Below are 19,097 nucleotides of genomic sequence, written 5' to 3'. Positions count from 1 at the left end.
GTTTCGGTTTACTGTTTCCGTTCACGCAGCTTGGCAAATACCGCCTGCAGCATGATGAACACGAAAAGCAGGAAAGCGGACACTACGTTGGGCACTGTGCCGCCCAGTTTGGTCAGTTCTCCGTTGAAGCTGACCAGGCTGTTGATCGTACCGTTGATCAGCACGCCAATAAAGGAACCGAACACATTGCCCACACCGCCGGTCAACAGCGTACCGCCGATAACCGCGGAAGAAATGGCCTTCATTTCCAGGCCCAGCGCCTGGGTCGTTGTACCGCACATGGTGTTCATGCAGTAAAGCACACCGCCGATGGAGCACAGGAAAGAGGACAGAATGTAGGTGATCATCTTGGTCCGTTTGGTGTTCAGGCCCATCAGTGCGGCACTCTGCTGGTTGCCGCCTACCGCATACATGCTGCGGCCCGTACGGGTATAGCGCAGCATCAGGAACACCAGCACCACAACCACCAGCGCAATAATCACCGGAATGTTCACATAGGGCACCATCTTAACGCCGCGCTTGTTGACCACAGCGCCCAGTTCAAAGGGCATATACACCTTGACAGCCGCCACCTGCTTGAACCAGTTGTCCACGGTAATATTGACCTGGTCTGTACAGATCATAGCTGTCATACCGCGGGCAAAGAACATGCCTGCCATCGTCACGATGAAGGGCTGGATCCCCAGATAACCGATCAGATAACCCTGTACCGCGCCGAACACTATACCGATCAGCAGCACAAAGGGTACCAGCAGCGAGGGAGAAATCCCGCTGTTTTCCATACCAACGGACAGGATCATACAGTCCATTGCCACCAGGGAGCCAACAGAGATATCAATACCGCCGGTCAGCATAACGCAGGTCATGCCGCAGGCTATGCAGATCAAAGCTGCGTTGGTCCGGAAAATATCCAGGAAATTCTGGAGCTTTTCAAAACCTTTTGCGTTGGCGCCGAAGCCATACATGAAGTATCCGGCTGCATACAGCAGGATAAACAGGCCCACGGTGATAAGCAGCAGTATGGAGTGGCTGTTGATGTTCTTCTTTGTGTTCATGTTGTTCTTTTCCATTTTGCTCAACTCCTCCCCGCGACTGCAAGGCCGCCTTCTTTCTGTGCCTTGCGATGCGCAAAGTACGCTTTCACCGCCGGGGACTGTACAACAACGATCAGGATAACGATGATCGCCTTATACACGGGAGCCTGAGCCTTGGCCACACCCAGTGCGTACATGGTGGTGGTAATGGCCTGGATGGTATAGGCACCGATTATGGAACCAGCCAGGTTAAACCGGCCGCCGCCCAGGCTGTTGCCTCCCAGGGCCACTGCCAGGATTGCGTCCAGCTCCAGGTTCAGGCCGATATTATTGGAGTCAGCCGAATAGATACGGGAGGTGGCCACAATACCGGCCACGCCGGAGAACAGGCCGCAGATCACGTAGCACAGCAGGATAATCGCCACAGAGTTGATACCGGCGATCCTGGATGCCTTGGGGTTGATACCCACGGACTGCACATACATGCCCAGGGAAGTTGTTTTCAGGACCAGCGTCATGATCAGGATACATACCGCGGCGATCACTGTAGGCGTGGGGAAAATCCACAGTTTTCCGCCGAACACTTTGAACTGCTCCAGATGGATGTACACCATCTTGTTGTTGGTAAGCAGCAGGCCGATGGCGCGGCCCGCGGTAAAGAAAATCAGCGTGGCCACCATTGGCTGTATCTTCATCTTTGCCACCAGGAAACCGTTGAACAGACCGCACAGGCCCGCCACGGCAATACCCGCGATCACACCGACGAAAATCGGCATCTGCAGTTCGCCAATCTCACGTACATGCGTCACGCCGAAGCCGGCAAGCAGCATACAGCAAAGGCTGCCGGCCAGGCTCATCACAGAGCCCACGGAAATATCCGTACCGGCGGAAGAGGAAACTACCAGCGTCATACCGATGGCCAGGATCGCCGCCTCGCTGCCGCGGTTGAGAATATCGATGATACGGCCGTACAGTGCGCCTTCCTTCAGTTCAAACTTCAGGAATTCAAAAACATAGTTGCCCTGAATCGCGTCATACACCACATTGATGATCAGCACCAGGAAAACGCTGACCAGTGGCAGGAACAACGGTTTCTTGGATACCTTTTTCAGCCAATCAATCACACTTTTCAACTCCGCTCACCTCCGGCAATGACCTTCATCACTGACTCCTGGGTCAGGTCTTCGGTCAGTTCTCCGACCTTTTCTCCGTCACGCAGTACCGCAAGGCGGTTGCAGGTACGGAGCATTTCTTCGATTTCGGAGGAAATGAAGATCACGCTCTTTCCCTGGCGTGCCAGATCCACCACCAGCTTCTGGATCTCCGTCTTCGTACCGACGTCGATACCGCGGGTAGGCTCGTCCAGGATCAGGAAGTCCGGGTTGGTCGCAAGCCAGCGGGCAATGATAACCTTCTGCTGATTGCCGCCGGACAGCTGTTTGACCAGCGTCTCTGTGCTGGGGGTCTTGATATCCAGCAGATCGATGAACTTCTTCGTGATCTCCATCTGCTTTTCCATCGGGATCCGCTTCACAACACCGGCCAGGGACTGCATGGCCAGCATAATGTTCTCACGGACAGACAGATCTTCCACAATACCTTCCGCCTTCCGGTCGTCTGGCAGCAGGCCCATGCCAAGCCGCATGGCGTCGATCGGCGCGTTTATTTTTGTTTCTTTGCCCTTTACCTTCAGGGTGCCGGTCTGTGCCTTGTCCGCGCCGTAAATGCAGCGGGCCAGCTCACTGCGGCCGCTGCCCAGCAGGCCGGTCAGGCCAATGACCTCGCCCTTGTGGATATCCAGGTCAAAGGGCTTGATCTTACGCACGTGGCTCAGGCCTTTTGCGTCAATCAGCACTTCCTCGGACACAGCCTCGTCCTCCTTGGACTTGATGGACTGCAGATCGTCAAAATCCTTACCCATCATGGCTGCCACCAGCTTGAGACGGGGCAGGTCAGAGATCTCATACTCGCCTACCAGCTGGCCGTTACGGAGTACCGTAATCCGGTCGCAGACTGCGTAAACCTGCTCCAGGAAGTGGGTAACGAAGATGATGCCGATGCCTTCATCCCGGAGTGATCTCATCATCTTGAACAGCTTTTCCACTTCGTTATCGTCCAGTGAGGAAGTGGGCTCATCCAGGATCAGCACCTTGCTGTCCATATCCACGGCGCGGGCAATGGCGATCATCTGCTGCAGGGCGATGGAGTAGTTCTCCAGTGCCTGGGTAACGTCCACCTGGATGTCCAGCTTTTTCATCAGTTCACGTGCCCGGTTCGTCATGGCTTTATGGTTGATGGTGCCAAGCTTCGTCAGCGGCTCGCGGCCGATAAAAAGGTTCTCCGCCACGCTCAGGTTGGGACAGAGGTTCACTTCCTGGTACACGGTGGAAATACCGTTTTTCTGTGCCTCCAGTGTGGAGTGGTTCCTGATGGGACACATTTCCGGTCCCATGAAAATTTCACCCTTCTCAAAATCATTGACGCCCGTAAGGCACTTGATCAGGGTGGATTTCCCCGCGCCGTTTTCCCCCATCAGTGCGTGTATCTCTCCGCTCCTGAGCGTAAAATCAACGTCGCTCAACGCCTTTACGCCCGGGAACGTCATGCAGATGCCGCGCATGCTGAGGATCACTTCATTGCTCATGACTGCTTTCCCTCTCTTATTATTCATCCGGATAAATCGCTTTTATATTCTGTATTCTCCGCCGGAGAAGATTCTCCTCGGTCGGGAGAAACAACTTTCAGTTTTTTGAAATGGCGGTTTTAGAATAGGAAAGGCGGAAGAAACCTTCCGGTTCCTTCCGCTGTAAGTTTCCTTGTTCCTTGTGCAGAACCGGCTGCTTAATTGATGGAATTAATACTTGCGGGCAGCCAGAACTTCGTCGGTCATGACGGTCACGAGGGAGCTTTCGATTCCGGGAGCGCAGAAGCCTTCGTCGGGCACGAGGGTGAACTTCGGAATTTCTTTGCCATCCTGGATGTCCTTGATAACGTTCATGACGATAACGGCCTGGATGGGGTTGCATTCAACGTTGCACAGGATCTGGCCGGCCAGCGTGCGGGTCAGGCCTTCCTTGGTAGCGTCGAAGGAGATGATGATCTTTCCGTCAACACCGTACTTGATGCCGGCAGCGTCCATAGCGTCCATGGCGCCGTAAGCTTCATTATCATTGTGGCACACAACCACGTCGAACTCGGGGAAGCGCTTGATGAAGTCTTCCATAACAGCCTGTCCGCCGTTCTGGGTGAAGTCGCCGTCCTGGCTGGCCAGGATTTCCCACTCAGGATGGTTGGCAGCGATGTTGTTGAAGCCTTCGGAACGGCCGATGGCAGCGGAGGAACCGGTGGAGCCTTCGATCACCAGGATCTTGGCAGCCTTGCCGGCCAGGTACTCTTCCAGCCACTTGCCGGCGGTTTCGCCTTCAGCGGTCATGTTGGTACCAACAGCAGTGGTATACAGGTCAGAGGAAGCGTCCACGGAACGGTCAGCGATGATGCAGGGGATTCCGGCTTCCTGAACTTCTTTCAGAACGTCGTCCCAGCCAGCGGTCTGGATCGGGTCGATGACGATGTAGTCGAAGTCCTTCTGGACGAACTCACGAACCTTGGCCAGCTGCAGAGCGTGGTCGTTGTCGCAGTCGATCAGTTCCAGTTCGAATCCGGCATCTTCAGTGAACACGTCGTAGTAGTTCTGGGTGTTCGCCATACGCCAGTCAGATTCATGTCCAACCTGGACGTAACCGATCTTCAGCAGTCCATCCGCGAAAGCGGAAGTAGCGGCCAGCACCATCACCAGTGCGAGAACCAGAGCCAACAGTTTCTTCATGGTAAAAAACCTCCATTTCATTTTTGGCATCCCTGCCATGTTGGTTACAGTATAAAAATAATCCCCTGTGATTGAAATACAGAGGATTATTGTTTTGGTTTGTTTTTTTCCGTTTCTGCCATGTCGGTTTACGGATCCGGTTTGAAATCGTTTCCCTGAAGTTGATTTTTTTATTCCCCGGTCCGGTTATTCCGGCGGAATTCACTGGGGGTCATTCCAGTGGTTTTCTTGAACAGATAGCTGAAATAATGGGAATCATTGTATCCCACTTCCTGTGCGATCTGGGAGGATCTCATCTCCGTTGCTTCCAGCAGTTCCTTGGCTTTGCCGATCCGCAGCGCCGTCAGGTACTGGGTAAAGGTCAGGCCGGTTTCCTGGGCAAAAACCGTGGAAAAATGGCTCTGGGACAGATGCACTTCTCCGGCCACGTCCTGCAGCATCAGGTTCGGATCCGCATAATGCTCGGAGAGATAGGCCCTGGCCCGGCTGATAGTCGGATCCCCGTATCCGGCCCGGTTCCGGTTGCGGAAAGCAATTGCCTTCCGAAGCAGTTCAGCCAGCAGGCGGAAACCTTCTTCGCCTTCAGTGCGCAGAGCTTCCTCCACCGTGTCATCCGACAGCACTTCCTTAGGTACGCCCTCCCCTTCCTGGATAATCCTGCGTGCCGCCAGCAGTCCTGCAACCCGCAGGTAACCCAGCGCCAGGGAAGGATCCAGGGATCGGGTATATTCCGTCAGGATGGGTTCCACTTCTTCCTCGGATGCATACTGCAGCCGCTCATACAGCGGGCTCAGCTCCGTTTCGGACAGGGGCTGCAGCTGGCTGTTGTTTTCGTTGACGCCGATGATTCTCCGTTCTTCATTCGCTTCGGGACCCTGCAGGTGCCGGGCATGCCTTGCGCCTTTCATGGACTGCCGGATATCCCGGAAATCTGTCACAGTTTCCCCCACAGAGATCAGCAGCCGCTTCTCCTGGGCCAGTTCTGGCAGGTGCATGGCGGAATTGGCGAATGAATAGGCCCGTTCCTCCGTATCCTCCGGATTATCTCCCAGCACCAGCGCCCGGGCACCCTTCGGCGCACCGCAGACGTAAACCCCGCCGCCGCTCATCTCCGCCAGGGAGGTCAGGGCATTCCTGCAGCTGATCCGTTTCTCACCTTCCGCCGGGAAGGCGATATCGATCACGGCATAGCAGCCTGCTTTCAGGTTCACACCCAGCTCCCGCATCTGCCGGAGCATGGCCGCGTCGTCCTCGCTGTCCCCCTCGTCTGTAAACAGGGAAGCCAGAAGCTTGTCCCGCAGGAACTGGTTTCCGGAAGACAGGCGTTCCCGCAGTGCAGTCAGGTTTTCCCGGTCACGGCGTTTTTCCTCAATCTGCCGGCTGACCCGGTTCAGTGCCGCCTCAAGTTCCGCAGCGGTCACCGGTTTCAGCAGGTATTCCTTTACTCCCAGGGAAATTGCCTTCCGGGCGTAGGTAAAATCGTCATAGCCGGAGAGGATAATCCGTTCCACCCACGGCATTGTCCGCTGCACTTCCTCGCACAGCTTGATTCCATCCATAAAGGGCATCCGGATATCAGTCAGGAGGATGTCTGCGTTCAGGTCCCGCAGCATGGGCAGCGCCATTTCGCCGTCCGGTGCTTCGCCAACCAGCTGATAGCCTTTCTCTTCCCATGGAAAGGAATTCCGGAGATTCTCCCGGATAGCAATTTCATCATCCACGAGAAAGACTTTCATCATGGTCGATTTCCTCCCTTGTACGAATCGGAATACTGAATGATACCTCTGTTCCCTCCGGTCCTGAGCTGATCAGCAGGCCGGTCTTTTTGCCATAATACAGGCGGATGCGCATATCCACGTTCCGCATGCCGAAGCCGGAATGTCCCGGTTCAGGTGCAGGCTGGGCAGTCGGCACGTTCTCTTTCAGGAGCGTTTCCACTTCCTCCAGCTGTTCCGGCGACATTCCCTTGCCTGTATCGGCCACCGTGAATGTCATAATCCGGTTCTGGATCTGAACCTTTACCCGGATCATACCGCCGCCCCGCTTGTTCTTGATCCCGTGGTACAGGGCATTCTCAACCAGCGGCTGCAGCAGCAGTTTCAGCATGTAGATTTCTTCCAGGCCTTCCGGCTGATCCACTTCATAGTCCAGGATATCCCGGTACCGGGTTTTCTGGATACTCAGGTAAGCGGACACATGCTTCAGTTCCTGGCTCACCGGAATCCAGTCTGCGCCGGCGGACAGGGAAATCCGGAAGAAGTCGCTCAGGTTCCGGGTCAGGTGAACCACTTCTTCCCCTTTTCCCGATTCAGCCTGCCAGACAATGGCGTCCAGCGTATTGTACAGGAAGTGAGGATTAATCTGTGCCTGCAGCGTACGCAGTTCCGCCCGTGCCAGGTGGTCCTGGTTCTGGCGGATCTGTGCGATCAGGGTTTCCAGGCGGTCTGCCATCTGGTTAACCTTTTCGCCAAGGTCACGCAGTTCCTCCACGTTCATGCCCTGCACCCGGTCACCGAAGTTCCCTTCTGCGATTCGCCGGACCGTTCCTTCCAATGAATAGATGGAGGAATGAATCGATTCCGTCAGCTTGTTTGTTTCATACCGTGTGCGCAGGAAGGCGATCAGGAGCAGCAGCACCTCTGTCACCGCTGCAACAACCACAATGATTCTCAGCCGTCCGCTGGCAACCGAAGCATTGGCAATTTCATCCGTAGTAAAGGCGTCCAGCATGTCTGATACCAGACGCCCGACGTCACGGACTTCATCCACGATCTTTTCAATTGTACTGATGGGCGTTCCGGCTTCCATGCCGTCCCGTACCCTGAGCACATACTGTTCCAGCGTGTCCATTGTCCGCCGGGCAATGGTCAGCTGCATCTGCCCGCTGCCTTCAGTCTCCGCGAGGAGCATATCCAGCGTATTGTCCGTTTCGGTGATCAGTCCCTGTACGCCGCTGTCCTCGAAGGTGCTCCGGCCCGCGGCTACAGAGAACAGGTTCTCGGCAATGGTGCTCTCCAGTGCGGGCTTCATCCCGGCTATGGCATCCATTCTCCGGATCATGGCCTGTGTCCGGGAGGAATAAAGCATCATAACCACCAGGCCGATCACTGCCGGCACTGCCAGCAGAAAGGCAATGGAGAAAACTGATCGGCGGACTTGCGCGGTAATGCTGGTCATTCCGCTGCGTTTCATATCAGAAACCCTCCACCGCCGGATCAGTCAGGTCGTCAAAGTCACTGAACGCTCCCTCATCCGGATGATATACTTTGGGTATTTCCTTTCCGGCCGTCACATCCCTGACCAGCTTCATCACGGAAGGCCCCAGGTGCGGCGTACACTGTACCACACAGTTGATTTTTCCGGCCTTCAGGGCATCCACTGCGTCCTTTTCCCCGTCCACAGTGATGATGATCATGTCTTTGGATCCGGCGGTTTCTTCTTTCTCCAGCACATTCAGCGCGCCAAGCGTCATAGCGTCATTGTGGGAGTATATCACGTCGATGCCGTCTGTCCCGTATTTCTGCAGGAGTTCCCGCATGCATTCCTCACCCTTGGACTGAAGGAAATCCCCGTCCACGCTTTCGATAACGGTGAACCGTTCATCCTTCCCGATCACGTCCATAAAGCCCCGCTGCCGGTCCTGCATGGGAGTGGACCCCGTCGTACCGCAGATTTCCACGATCCGCAGATGATCAGCGCCCAGCGTGTCAGCCTTCCGGATCAGGTATTCCCCGGCCCGGACGCCTTCAGCGTAGAAATCTGCACCCACATAGGCTCTGTACAATGAGTCATCCTGGGTATCAATCATCCGGTCCATGATAATCACCGGAATGTCTGCCTGTTTTGCTTCCGCCAGCACATTGTCCCAGCCGGTCTGCACAATCGGCGAGAAAACAATCACATCCACGCGGTATGCAATAAAGGAACGGATCGCGTCGATCTGCTTTTCCTGTTTCTGGTTCGCGTTTTCCATCATCAGCCCGTAACCGGCAGCCTTCGCGGCCTGTTCCATGCTGACAGTGTTTGCAATACGCCAGGAGCTTTCCGCTCCCAGCTGGGAAAAGCCAACCACAACAGACGCGCTGTCTCCGCCTGTTTCCTGTTTCCCGGCACAGCCGGTCAGGAGGAACAGCACAAGCAGCACAAGGATCGGCACGATTCTTCTACGCATACGTTTCACCTGCTTCTATCTTTCTTATGCTGCGGGTTCCTCTGTCTCTTCCGAAGGTTCATCCGAGGATTCTCCCGGATCCGAATCAATCGTTTCATTATTATTTCCGGAATCCGCGTCATCCGCTGTCCGGGCTGCCGGATTCTGGATGCTTCCGTCCTCCAGTCCCTGGATGTATTCCTCCAGGCACAGATCATGATCCCTCATATACAGGGCATGTTCTATACCCACATAACGGATATGCCAGGGTTCCGCCTCAAAGCCGGTGATCTTTTCCTTTTCTTTCTGGTAGCGAATAATGAAGCCGTACTCCCAGCAGTGCTCGTTCAGCCAGTCGCTCTGCTTTGTGCCTGCGAATTTGGAAGAACCTTTCTTATTGATATCAAAAGCCAGTCCCAGGTGATGCTCGCTGCTTCCCGGTTCCGCCACAGTCCGCAGGGCTGCGCGGCGTGCTTTGGAGCTGCTCCAGTCCTTATGGCTCTTCTGGATGCTCTTGACCTTGGAATTCAGCATGCTGACCTGATCGTCCCATGTGCGGTAGCCCGCGCTGATCTGCCATTTGCCGATACCGTCTTCCTTCGCCGCCTCCAGCATCTCTTTCAGGGCGTCCACGGCTGCTTTGACGCCGCGGGTCTTTTTATACTTGATCGTAACCAGTTTGCTGCTCAGTTCCTTGTTCAGCTGTACCAGGTCAGCCGGAGTAAAAAACTCTCCGTCTGCCAGTGGGTGTTCCTTGTTGACCAGCATGGGAACGTCTCCGGCCAGTGTATCCACCGGACTGCCATTCGGCGCGGCCAGGGCGTCTTCCGCATATAACTTGTTCTGTGTATCCGTGCCGGCCACGCCGTCTGTGGTCAGTCCGTTCCGGCGTTGGAAGGCGATTACGGCACGTTTGGTTCCGCCGCCGTACTGGCCGTCTACTTTGCCTTCCAGATATCCCAGGTCCTTCAGCCGCTGCTGAAGTTTGGTCACTTCCTCACCTTTTGCGCCCACTGTGAGAATTCCCTGGGCCTGGAGCTCTGAGGCGGACATTTTTGTCTTGTTGGTTTGCTCCGCTGCCTGGGTCTCCGTCTCCGCCGCGCTCTCCGCGAAAGCAGCCTGTTCAGGACACAGGCACATCAGCATAAGCACTGCCATCAGCAGCGCTGTAAGGTTCCGTAAACCATGTTTCATATATAACTCCTCCTTCGATTGAAGGCTTTTCACCGGCGCTTTGCCCGGATGTCATCAGTTTGATTATATATCACAAATGCGTTCCGGGCAATTGTCCTTGTCGGTTTGTGCAAAAATTGTTATACTGAATGGGTAATTTGCACCCAGAAAGAACAGGTGAGAACGATGCCTGATGTTGCGGTTCATGCGGCCTTCGGCCGGGAAGTTCTGGCCTCCCTGCCGGAGGAAGTTCGGGAATATCTGCTTCCCGAACCTTATACTTTTGCGCTGTTTGGCCCCGATATCTGGTTCATGTATAAACCCTGGCTTCGCCGGGAAGGCCGCGGTCGTCGGATGCACACCGGGAAACCCGGTCTCTTCCTGACCACCCTGCTCCGCCGGGCGGAAGTCTCTGCTTCCCGGGCGGAAATGTTCTCCTATCTGTCCGGTTTCCTTTGTCATTACGCACTGGACAGCATTACCCATCCCTACATTATTTATGTCACAGCGGAAGAACGTGTTTTCCCGCGCAGCCATATGAGCCTGGAACATGCCCTGGATGTCGTGCAGTTCCGCCGTGACGGATATGAAAATGAAAAGCACCCGGTTACCGGGCATTATTATCCCCTGCTTCGCCTGCCGGAAACCCTGCGTCAGGATCTGAACGCCGTCTTTGAGGAAGTCTACGGCTGGAAAAATTGCTGGGCGGCGCTAAACCGCTCCTGCCGCCGTTACCGGCTGTGCTATCGTGCGCTGGAAAACCATCGCGGACTGGTGGCGCGTCTGGCCCGGCGGACAAAGCGTGACGTGCTTTGTTCCCTCGCTTATTCCGAATCCCAGTTTCATTCCCTGGATCCGGAAAACACAGAGCACCGCGTTTGGAAGCATCCCTTTGATCCGGACCAGTCCTTCACGGAAAGTTTCCCGGAGCTGCGGGAAAAAGCCCGGCAGTTCGCCCTGCAGCTGATTGAGGCGTCCTACCGTCTGGTCCGATATGGCGAGGGGTCTATTGAAAGCGTCTCTGAACTGATAGGAAACAATTCTTACCTGAGCGGCCTGCCTGCGGATGATCCCCGGAATTACCGGGTCAAATCCCTGCTGCCCCCTGAAAAGGAGACACGGTAATGGATTTCAACAGTTTAAAGATGAATGTCGTCATCACCGTCCTCGTGCTTTTCCTGGTTTTTCTGCTTCCCTGGGCGGACCGGCGGATCTGCCGGAGCCTGCGGCTGAACCTGGAAGGCGGACTGAGTGACAATCCGAATGCTGACCGGCTGCTCCGGCTGCGGCAGAGGCTCCTGACCCTCGGGCTGTTTCTGTATTTTCTGCTCTTTGCCTGGCTTGTTTTCTTTTCCCGGGCGTCAACCGCATACTATACAGTCCATATCGCGCCCCTGGAGGATCTGAAGAACGCGTTCTCCACTCCCACCGGTTTTTCCGGATGGTTCCATACCCTGTTCACGGAGGGCATTTCCTCCGCCTTTTCCCAGATCTCCATTGTCCGCCCGGAAGATATCTCCCAGTTCTACCTGAATGTGATGATCTTCCTGCCCGTTGGCTATCTGCTGCCCTATGTCTTCCGCTGGTTCCGGGCCCGGGTCCGGATCCGTCCCGTGGCTTTCTGCCTGCTGCTCAGTTTTATGGTGGAAAACCTGCAGCTGATTTCCCGGCGCGGCATGTATGATTTTGATGACATCATCTCCAACACCATCGGCGGGCTGATCGGTCAGCTGCTGTATATTGCTGTCGGCTATGTAGTCACCCATCCCGGCTGGCGGCGTGAGCTCCGGGCCTATCGTTCCTGGAAACGCCATGCCCGTCGCAGCACGCTCTTCCCCTATACCAAAAAGACGCATATGTTCCGCACCACGCTCAGGGGTTCAGATGAAGAGGCTATCCGGAGCTTTTTCGTGGAACGCCTGGGTTTCCGTCTCCGCCAGCAGATCGACCGCCGGGAGTCCGGAGATGTGGTCTATCTCTTTGAAATGGGCAAAACACAGATCCAGGTTATCTGTTCGCCGGATGAACCTGTTCCGGAAACCCAGTACCTGACGCTCTTCGCAACCCGTCTGGCCGCGGTGCGGTCACGACTGGAAGCAAACGGAATCCAGCCGGGAGATTACCGCCGGGATCCCGCCACCGGCCGTCGGCTGCTCCGTTTCACCGGTCCGGATAACCTGCAGATTGAAATCATCGGTGCCGAATAAAATATGAAAAACCGGGCGGTTCATGGATATGCTCCTTGAACCGCCCGGTTTCACTATATTGCTTTCTCACAGCACTCTTTTCCGTTTATCCTTCAGTTTGCCTTCCTTGCCCAGGGCAATCAGCCGCTCATAGCGTTCAACCGCGGTTTCCAGCACTTTTTCCCAGGGTACCGGAATCGTCTCCCGGGCTGTTTCACCGATCAGACTCAGCTTTTCGGGCTCCTTCAGGGCTTCCGTCATCACCCGTGCCAGATCCTTCGGATCATTGTCGCACAGCAGGCCGTTCTCCCCGTGGCGGATAATCTCCGCGGCTGTACTGTTCCGCACCATCACAGAGGGCGTACCCATGACAGCCGCCTCCCGCACAACCATGGGGGCAGCGTCATACAGCGACGGGAACGCAAACAGGTCAGCCCTGGCGTAAAGGGCATCCAGCAGGCTGGCGTCCGTAATATGGCCGATCTGCTCCGCCCGGTCCTGGATATTCAGCTCATGAATCTTCTGGCCGATGGCGTTCATGTCCATACCCTGTCCTGCCAGCAGCAACCGGCATTTGGTTCCTGCCTTTTTCATTTCCGCGCAGGCTTCCAGCACCGTCAGGATGTTCTTCTTCCAGTCCATCTGACCCACAAAAAGGATCAGGGGATCTGTCCCCAGGTTCCACCGGAGGTTCACCTGCTCCACGTCGCCGGGTGAAACCGTACGCAGGGTGGCGCCGTTGGGCATAACCTGAATCTCGCCTTCATAGCCGTATTCCCGTAGCACGTCCGCCGTGTTTTTGCCTACAGCCCAGACTTCATCGCAGCGGTTATAAAAACTCACAACCAGCTTGACGCCCATCTTGGCGATGGATTCCGATCTGGTTGCCTTCAGGAAATCATCATAATACTTGGAATGGAAGGTAGCTACCAGCGGCAGCTTCCTGACCGATGCCAGGCGAAGCGCCTCCGAACCGGCGGTAAACGGGCTGTGCGCGTGAATCAGATCCAGGTCAATCATCCGGATCCGGTGACGGTAATGAGCGTCCAGCACGGCCTCTCCGACCTTGTACTGTTTCATTCCCGGCACGCTGCTGCCCACATACTCCACCAGCTGGAAAGGAAAGCCGCCCTGGAAACCCGTATCATACATCGGTGCCACCACGGTTACCTGGTGGCCCATTTTACACAGCGTCTCTGAATAAGCCTGGACCACCCGGCCCACGCCATCGACAATCGGCAGAAATGTATCTGTAAACTGCCCGATTTTCAGCATCGCAATTCACCTTCAACACAGACGTTTGTCTGTTTTTCGCCTGAATATTATCTCATGTTCCGCTGAAAAAAGCAAATCAGTCCGCACTCGCTGAAAAACAGAAGGAAAACGGTGGGAATGCCGATGAAACATTGACATCCCTGACTCCCGGGTATATTGTTTCCCTCAGGGAGGGATACCGATGAACCGTGAAACAATCACCCTGTCGCTCGGTGCAGACAGTTATGATATTGTGCTGGAATCCGGCTGCCTGCAGCAGGCCGGAGATCTGCTGAACCTGAACCGGAAGGTCCTGGTTGTCACGGATTCAGGCGTGCCCGAATCCTATGCGGATACCGTTGACGCAGCAAGCCTGGCGGCAGAGGTTGTCCGGATCCCTCAGGGTGAAGCAAGCAAAAACTTTGATCATTTCCGCATGCTGCTCAGCCGTATGCTGGCCTTCGGCATGGGCCGCGGGGACTGCGTTGTGGCCGTCGGCGGCGGTGTGGTTGGTGATATGTCCGGTTTTGCCGCAGCCTGCTATATGCGCGGCATTGATTTCTATAACATTCCCACTACCGTCCTGTCCCAGGTGGACTCCTCCATCGGTGGGAAGACCGCCATTGACCTGGATGGCATCAAAAACGTCGTCGGCGCTTTTTATCAGCCGTGCCGCGTCCTGATTGATCCCATTACCCTGTCCACCCTTTCCCGCCGCCAGATCGCAAACGGTCTGGCAGAGGCAGTCAAGATGGCTCTTTGTTTCGATCCGGAAGCCTTTGTCCGTTTTGAGTCCCTTGATTTTGAAGCGGAGTTAGCCCTGCTCGCTTCCGGTCAGCCTTCTCCGGCCTTGATCCGGATCATTTCTGACGCGCTTCATACGAAAAGGGATGTGGTTGAAAAGGATGAAAAAGAGCAGGGGCTGCGCCGCGTCCTGAATTTCGGTCACACCCTCGGCCACGGCATTGAAAGCGTGAACGTCAGAAACGGGATGCTGCACGGTGAATGTGTAGCCCTCGGCATGCTGCCGATGTGTTCCGATTCTGTCCGGAAACGCCTGCTTCCGGTGCTGGAAAAGCTTGGTCTTCCCACAGCTTGCTCCTCTGATCCGGATCAGGTCATGCAGGCGGTCGTCCATGACAAAAAGCAGTTTGCGGGTAAAATCCGTTCCATCCTCGTGGATACGGTCGGTACCTTTACTGAACAGGAACTCTCCCCGGAGGAACTCCGTCAGCGTTATACGAAATACTTTTCCTCCTGATTATTCCAGGCATCGATAATTGTTCTGTTAATATAATTATGTATTATGAATTAAAAGCATTGGAGTTGTTATGAAGAACACCTTTGGCACTTCCCTCACCGTCACACTTTTCGGTGAAAGCCATGGAGCCGAAATCGGCGCTGTCATTGACGGGCTGGCTCCCGGTATCCCTGTGGATGAGGAGTTTATCGCTTCCCAGCTGACCCTGCGCCGTCCTGCCGGCCGTATTTCCACTGCCCGTCAGGAAGCAGATCCCTTCCGGATTGTCAGCGGCGTTTTTGAGGGTCGCACCACCGGTACCCCGATGGCAATCCTGATTCCCAATGCTGACACCCGCAGCGGGGATTATCAGCGCGGTCCTGCCCGCCCAGGGCATGCGGATCTTACGGCTTATGCCAAATATCATGGCTATGAAGATTATCGCGGCGGTGGCCACTTCAGCGGCCGGATCACAGCCGCGCTGGTAGCAGCCGGTGCCGTTGCGATTGCCGCCCTGCGGCGGAAAGGCATTGTAATCGGTACCCATGTCGCCCGCTGCGCCGGTATTGATGACGCTCCCTTCACGGATCTGTCCGTGGATTTGCCCCGGCTGAACAGCCTGTCCTTTGCCGTTTTGGACGAAGCAAAAGGCCAGGCCATGCGTGAAGCGGTTGAAAACGCCGCTGCCCGTTGTGACAGTGTGGGCGGCATCCTGGAAACCGCCATTACCGGGCTGCCCGCCGGCGTCGGTGAGCCCTGGTTCGACACGGTTGAAAGCGTCCTTTCCCATGCGCTCTTCTCCGTTCCCGCCGTCAAAGGTGTTGAATTCGGATCCGGTTTTGCCTTTGCCGATATGACCGGCAGCCAGGCAAACGATCCCATTCGGATGAAGGACGGGAAGCCGGTAACCACCACCAACAATAACGGCGGTATAAACGGCGGCATCACCAACGGCATGCCGGTGATTTTCCGCTGTGCCGTCAAGCCCACCCCCTCCATCGCTCAGGAGCAGCAGACCGTCAATCCCGGCACCGGCACGGAAACCACCCTGGTGATCAACGGCCGTCATGATCCGGCCATTGTACACCGTGCCCGGGTGGTTGTGGACAGCGTCACTGCCCTCGCCCTCTGCGACCTTCTTGCCCTCCGTTTCGGCACCGACTGGCTTGCTCCCCATAATGACTGAATACTTCAGAAAGGTTCCAGCATAAATGATGGAACATCTGTCAAAAGCCTGACAGCATTCTCATCATTATGCATTATGCATTATGCATTCTGAATTGATTTACGGCTGCATCGGCGAACACCTGCCCCACAGTTTTTCCCGGGAAATCCACGGGGAAATCGGCAGCTATGCCTATGATCTGAAGGAACTGACCCCGGAAGAGCTTCCCGGCTTCATGACCGCCCGGAGCTTCAGGGGAATCAACGTCACCATCCCCTATAAGCAGGCTGTCATCCCCTTCCTGGATGAAATTGATGAAACCGCCCGTGCCATTGGAGCAGTCAACACCGTTGTCAACCGGGATGGAAAACTGTATGGCTATAACACAGATCTGTACGGGTTGACGCGGCTGATCCGCCGCATCGGTCTGGATCTGTCCGGAAAAAAGGTGCTGGTACTAGGCACCGGCGGCACTTCCCGCACCGCTTCCTATGCTGCGGAAAAACTTGGTGCCCGGGTGGTTTACCGGGTCAGCCGGACTTCCCGGGAAGGCAGTCTTTCCTATGAGGACGTCCTGCTGAATCATACAGACGCGGAAATCATTCTGAACACCACCCCCTGCGGCATGTTCCCCAAGCCTGCAGAACAGCCTCTTTCCCTTGAGCCCTTTACCCGTCTCGAGGGTGTGGCAGACGCAATCTACAATCCCCTTCGCAGCCGGCTGGTGCTGGACGCCCGTTCCCGTGGCATTCCTGCGGAAGGCGGCCTGTATATGCTGGTTGCCCAGGCAGTTCGGGCTTCCGAACTGTTCCTGGATACCTCCTATCCCGAAGACCTGACAGACCGTATTTATAATGCAATCCTCCGCCGGAAAGAAAACCTGGTTCTCATCGGCATGCCGGGAAGCGGCAAATCTGCCGTCGGCAAAATCCTCACAGAAACCACCGGCAAACCGCTGGCCGATACGGACCTGCTCATCGTGGAAAAAGCCGGAAAACCGATTCCTGAGATCTTCCGGGAAGACGGAGAGCCCGCCTTCCGGGATCTGGAAAGTGAGATTATCCGTGAGCTCTCCCTGCAGGGTGGACAGGTTATTTCCACCGGCGGCGGAGCAGTGCTCCGTCCGGAAAACGTCACCCTGCTTCGTCAGAACGGCCGCCTTTTCTGGCTGGACAGGGATCCTGACTGCCTGGTGCCGACGGATGACCGTCCGCTGGCGGACACTTCCGAAAAAATGAAAAAGCTTTACCAGGAGCGTGAACCCGTCTATCGCGCCTCCGCCGACGTCATCATCCCCGTCTTCGGCACCCCCGAAAATACTGCTTCTCTGATCCTTCAGCAGTAATCTGGAACATATAATTGTTCATTGTTCATTATTCATTGTTAATTGTTTAGGCAGGTGCTTTCATGAACATTCTTGTCATTAACGGACCAAACCTCAACATGCTGGGCATCCGCGAACCGGAGATTTACGGCAAAGCCACCTATGCGGATCTCTGCCGTCTCATTGAGGAACATGCCTCTCAGCTGGGAATTGACGTCACCCTGTATCAGTCCAATCACGAAGGGGATCTGGTGGATGCGATCCAGCAGGCTCACGGCAAAGCCAATGGCATCGTGATCAATCCCGGTGCCTATACCCACACCAGCATCGCCATTCTGGACGCGCTGAAGGCGGTGGGGCTTCCCGCGGTGGAAGTCCACATCTCCGATCCGGATACCCGGGATGAATTCCGGAAAATCAGCTATGTCCGTGCCGCCTGCGTGAAAACCATCAAAGGCCATGGTTTCAACGGCTATCTGGAAGCCATGGATTATCTCACAGGAGTTGACCAATGAGAGCACTCATTCAGCCCGGCACAGCCCGGGGTACTGTAGCGGCGCCGCCTTCCAAATCCATGGCTCACCGCCTGCTGATCTGTGCCGCCCTTGCGGAAGAAGAGAGCATCGTGCGGGGCGTGGATCCCAGCCAGGATATTCTCGCCACAGCAGACTGCCTGACGGCACTGGGCGCCTCCCTCATCTGGGATGGGAACACCGTCCGTGTCCGGGGCTGCGATCCCCGGAAAGCGGTCTCCGCAAGCCTGTGCTGCCGGGAATCCGGCAGCACCCTGCGTTTCATGATTCCCCTGTGTCTCCTTTCCGGCCAGCTCATGCGGCTGGAAGGCAGTGAAACGCTTCTGTCCAGGCCTCTTTCTGTTTATGAGGACCTGTGCAGGGAACAGGGGCTCCGCCTGGAGCACAGCAACGGCGGACTCCTGGTACAGGGCCGCCTGACGGCCGGAGAGTATACCGTCTCCGGGAGTATCTCCAGTCAGTTCATTTCCGGCCTGCTCTTTGCCCTTCCCCTGCTCCCCGGTAACAGCCGGATCCGGCTCCTGCCCCCTGTGGAAAGCCGCTCCTATCTGTCACTCACCCTGCAGGCCCTGCAGGATGCGGGTGTTCAGGTGTCCTGGGCGGATGAGTTCACCCTGGATATCGCCGGCAGCGCAGCCTTCCGCGCCCAGGATACAGCCGTGGAAGGCGATTACTCCAACGCCGCCTTCTTTGAAGCCTTCAACTGTGCCGGCGGAGATGTAAAAATTACCGGTCTCCGTCCCGACAGCCTGCAGGGCGACCGGGTTTATCAGGATTATTTCAATGTTCTGGCAAAAGGCTATGCGGAGCTGGACCTGACTGACTGTCCCGATCTGGCGCCCGTGCTCTTCGTCACTGCTGCCCTCTGCCATGGTGCTGTTTTCACCGGCACACGCCGTCTCCGCTTCAAGGAAAGCGACCGCGGTGCTGTCATGGCGCAGGAAATGGCCAAATTCGGGATCATGCTGGATATGGAGGAAAACCGGATCACCGTACCCGCTGGTTCCTTCCACGCTCCGGCCGAGCCCCTCGACAGCCATAATGATCACCGGATTGCCATGGCCTTGTCCCTGCTCTGCAGCCGTACCGGCGGCGAAATCCATTGCGCTGAAGCCGTCCGCAAAAGCTTCCCCGATTACTGGACCCGTCTCCGCTCCCTTGGCCTCAACATCACCCTTACAGATTAACCATTAATTCTTCATTTTTCATTCT

General features: G+C 55.9%; 16 protein-coding genes. 7 read left to right on the top strand and 9 right to left on the bottom strand.

Annotated features, from left to right (window positions below):
- Positions 1-8: 8 nt before the first annotated feature.
- The 8 genes from JYE49_RS01120 to JYE49_RS01085 form a co-directional block, all read right to left on the bottom strand.
- On the bottom strand, positions 9-1,070 hold the full coding sequence (locus JYE49_RS01120; RefSeq protein WP_283399330.1) for an ABC transporter permease subunit: 1,062 nt from the start codon (positions 1,068-1,070) through the stop codon (positions 9-11).
- A gap of 5 nt (positions 1,071-1,075) precedes the next feature.
- Entirely contained in the window at positions 1,076-2,158 is a 1,083-nt protein-coding gene (locus tag JYE49_RS01115) for an ABC transporter permease (RefSeq protein ID WP_346763099.1), read from the bottom strand.
- Positions 2,159-2,163: 5 nt separating this feature from the next.
- Complete coding sequence (locus JYE49_RS01110) at positions 2,164-3,678, bottom strand: sugar ABC transporter ATP-binding protein (RefSeq protein WP_093956585.1); 1,515 nt, start codon at positions 3,676-3,678, stop codon at positions 2,164-2,166.
- A 210-nt stretch (positions 3,679-3,888) separates the two neighbouring features.
- The gene (locus tag JYE49_RS01105; protein ID WP_283399331.1) at positions 3,889-4,860 is read right to left on the bottom strand and encodes an ABC transporter substrate-binding protein; all 972 of its coding nucleotides are present in this window, start codon (positions 4,858-4,860) and stop codon (positions 3,889-3,891) included.
- A 170-nt stretch (positions 4,861-5,030) separates the two neighbouring features.
- Positions 5,031-6,599: a response regulator transcription factor gene (locus tag JYE49_RS01100; RefSeq protein WP_093956587.1), complete on the bottom strand. Its 1,569-nt coding sequence runs from the start codon at positions 6,597-6,599 to the stop codon at positions 5,031-5,033.
- A complete protein-coding gene (locus JYE49_RS01095; RefSeq protein WP_093956588.1) occupies positions 6,574-8,052 on the bottom strand; it encodes a sensor histidine kinase in 1,479 nt (492 codons plus the stop codon). Before JYE49_RS01095 ends, JYE49_RS01100 begins: the two co-directional genes overlap by 26 nt.
- A 1-nt stretch (position 8,053) precedes the next feature.
- Positions 8,054-9,031, bottom strand: a complete 978-nt coding sequence (locus tag JYE49_RS01090) for an ABC transporter substrate-binding protein (protein WP_093956589.1) — start codon at positions 9,029-9,031, stop codon at positions 8,054-8,056.
- A 24-nt stretch (positions 9,032-9,055) separates the two neighbouring features.
- Positions 9,056-10,204: a D-alanyl-D-alanine carboxypeptidase family protein gene (locus JYE49_RS01085; RefSeq protein WP_093956590.1), complete on the bottom strand. Its 1,149-nt coding sequence runs from the start codon at positions 10,202-10,204 to the stop codon at positions 9,056-9,058.
- Between the two features lie 165 nt (positions 10,205-10,369).
- Here JYE49_RS01085 and JYE49_RS01080 point away from each other — a divergent pair, with 165 nt between their 5' ends.
- Together JYE49_RS01080 and JYE49_RS01075 are read left to right on the top strand one after the other, a co-directional pair.
- Positions 10,370-11,308 (top strand): zinc dependent phospholipase C family protein, encoded by a 939-nt coding sequence (locus JYE49_RS01080; RefSeq protein WP_093956591.1) that lies wholly within the window; start codon positions 10,370-10,372, stop codon positions 11,306-11,308.
- Complete coding sequence (locus JYE49_RS01075) at positions 11,308-12,390, top strand: VanZ family protein (protein WP_093956592.1); 1,083 nt, start codon at positions 11,308-11,310, stop codon at positions 12,388-12,390. The genes JYE49_RS01080 and JYE49_RS01075 overlap by 1 nt, the downstream gene beginning before the upstream one ends.
- A gap of 66 nt (positions 12,391-12,456) precedes the next feature.
- On the opposite strand, the gene JYE49_RS01070 is transcribed toward JYE49_RS01075, so the two are convergent.
- Positions 12,457-13,644 (bottom strand): glycosyltransferase, encoded by a 1,188-nt coding sequence (locus JYE49_RS01070; protein WP_093956593.1) that lies wholly within the window; start codon positions 13,642-13,644, stop codon positions 12,457-12,459.
- A gap of 181 nt (positions 13,645-13,825) precedes the next feature.
- On the opposite strand from JYE49_RS01070, the gene aroB reads away from it, so the two are divergent.
- The 5 genes from aroB to JYE49_RS01045 all read left to right on the top strand — a co-directional run bounded on the left by aroB (position 13,826) and on the right by JYE49_RS01045 (position 19,072).
- Positions 13,826-14,884, top strand: a complete 1,059-nt coding sequence (aroB, locus tag JYE49_RS01065) for a 3-dehydroquinate synthase (RefSeq protein WP_093956594.1) — start codon at positions 13,826-13,828, stop codon at positions 14,882-14,884.
- A 70-nt stretch (positions 14,885-14,954) separates the two neighbouring features.
- Positions 14,955-16,049 (top strand): chorismate synthase, encoded by a 1,095-nt coding sequence (gene aroC / locus JYE49_RS01060; protein ID WP_093956595.1) that lies wholly within the window; start codon positions 14,955-14,957, stop codon positions 16,047-16,049.
- 82 nt (positions 16,050-16,131) lie between these two features.
- The gene (locus JYE49_RS01055; protein ID WP_093956596.1) at positions 16,132-17,373 is read left to right on the top strand and encodes a shikimate kinase; all 1,242 of its coding nucleotides are present in this window, start codon (positions 16,132-16,134) and stop codon (positions 17,371-17,373) included.
- A gap of 62 nt (positions 17,374-17,435) precedes the next feature.
- Complete coding sequence (aroQ, locus tag JYE49_RS01050) at positions 17,436-17,867, top strand: type II 3-dehydroquinate dehydratase (RefSeq protein WP_093956597.1); 432 nt, start codon at positions 17,436-17,438, stop codon at positions 17,865-17,867.
- Positions 17,864-19,072: a 3-phosphoshikimate 1-carboxyvinyltransferase gene (locus JYE49_RS01045; RefSeq protein ID WP_093956598.1), complete on the top strand. Its 1,209-nt coding sequence runs from the start codon at positions 17,864-17,866 to the stop codon at positions 19,070-19,072. Before aroQ ends, JYE49_RS01045 begins: the two co-directional genes overlap by 4 nt.
- The last annotated feature ends 25 nt before the right edge of the window (positions 19,073-19,097 follow it).

This window comes from Aristaeella hokkaidonensis (assembly GCF_018128945.1).
Classification (GTDB): Bacteria; Bacillota; Clostridia; order Christensenellales; family Aristaeellaceae; genus Aristaeella; species Aristaeella hokkaidonensis.
Note: the sequence above shows the minus strand (reverse complement) of the source record. Positions and strands in the feature narration are given on the sequence as shown.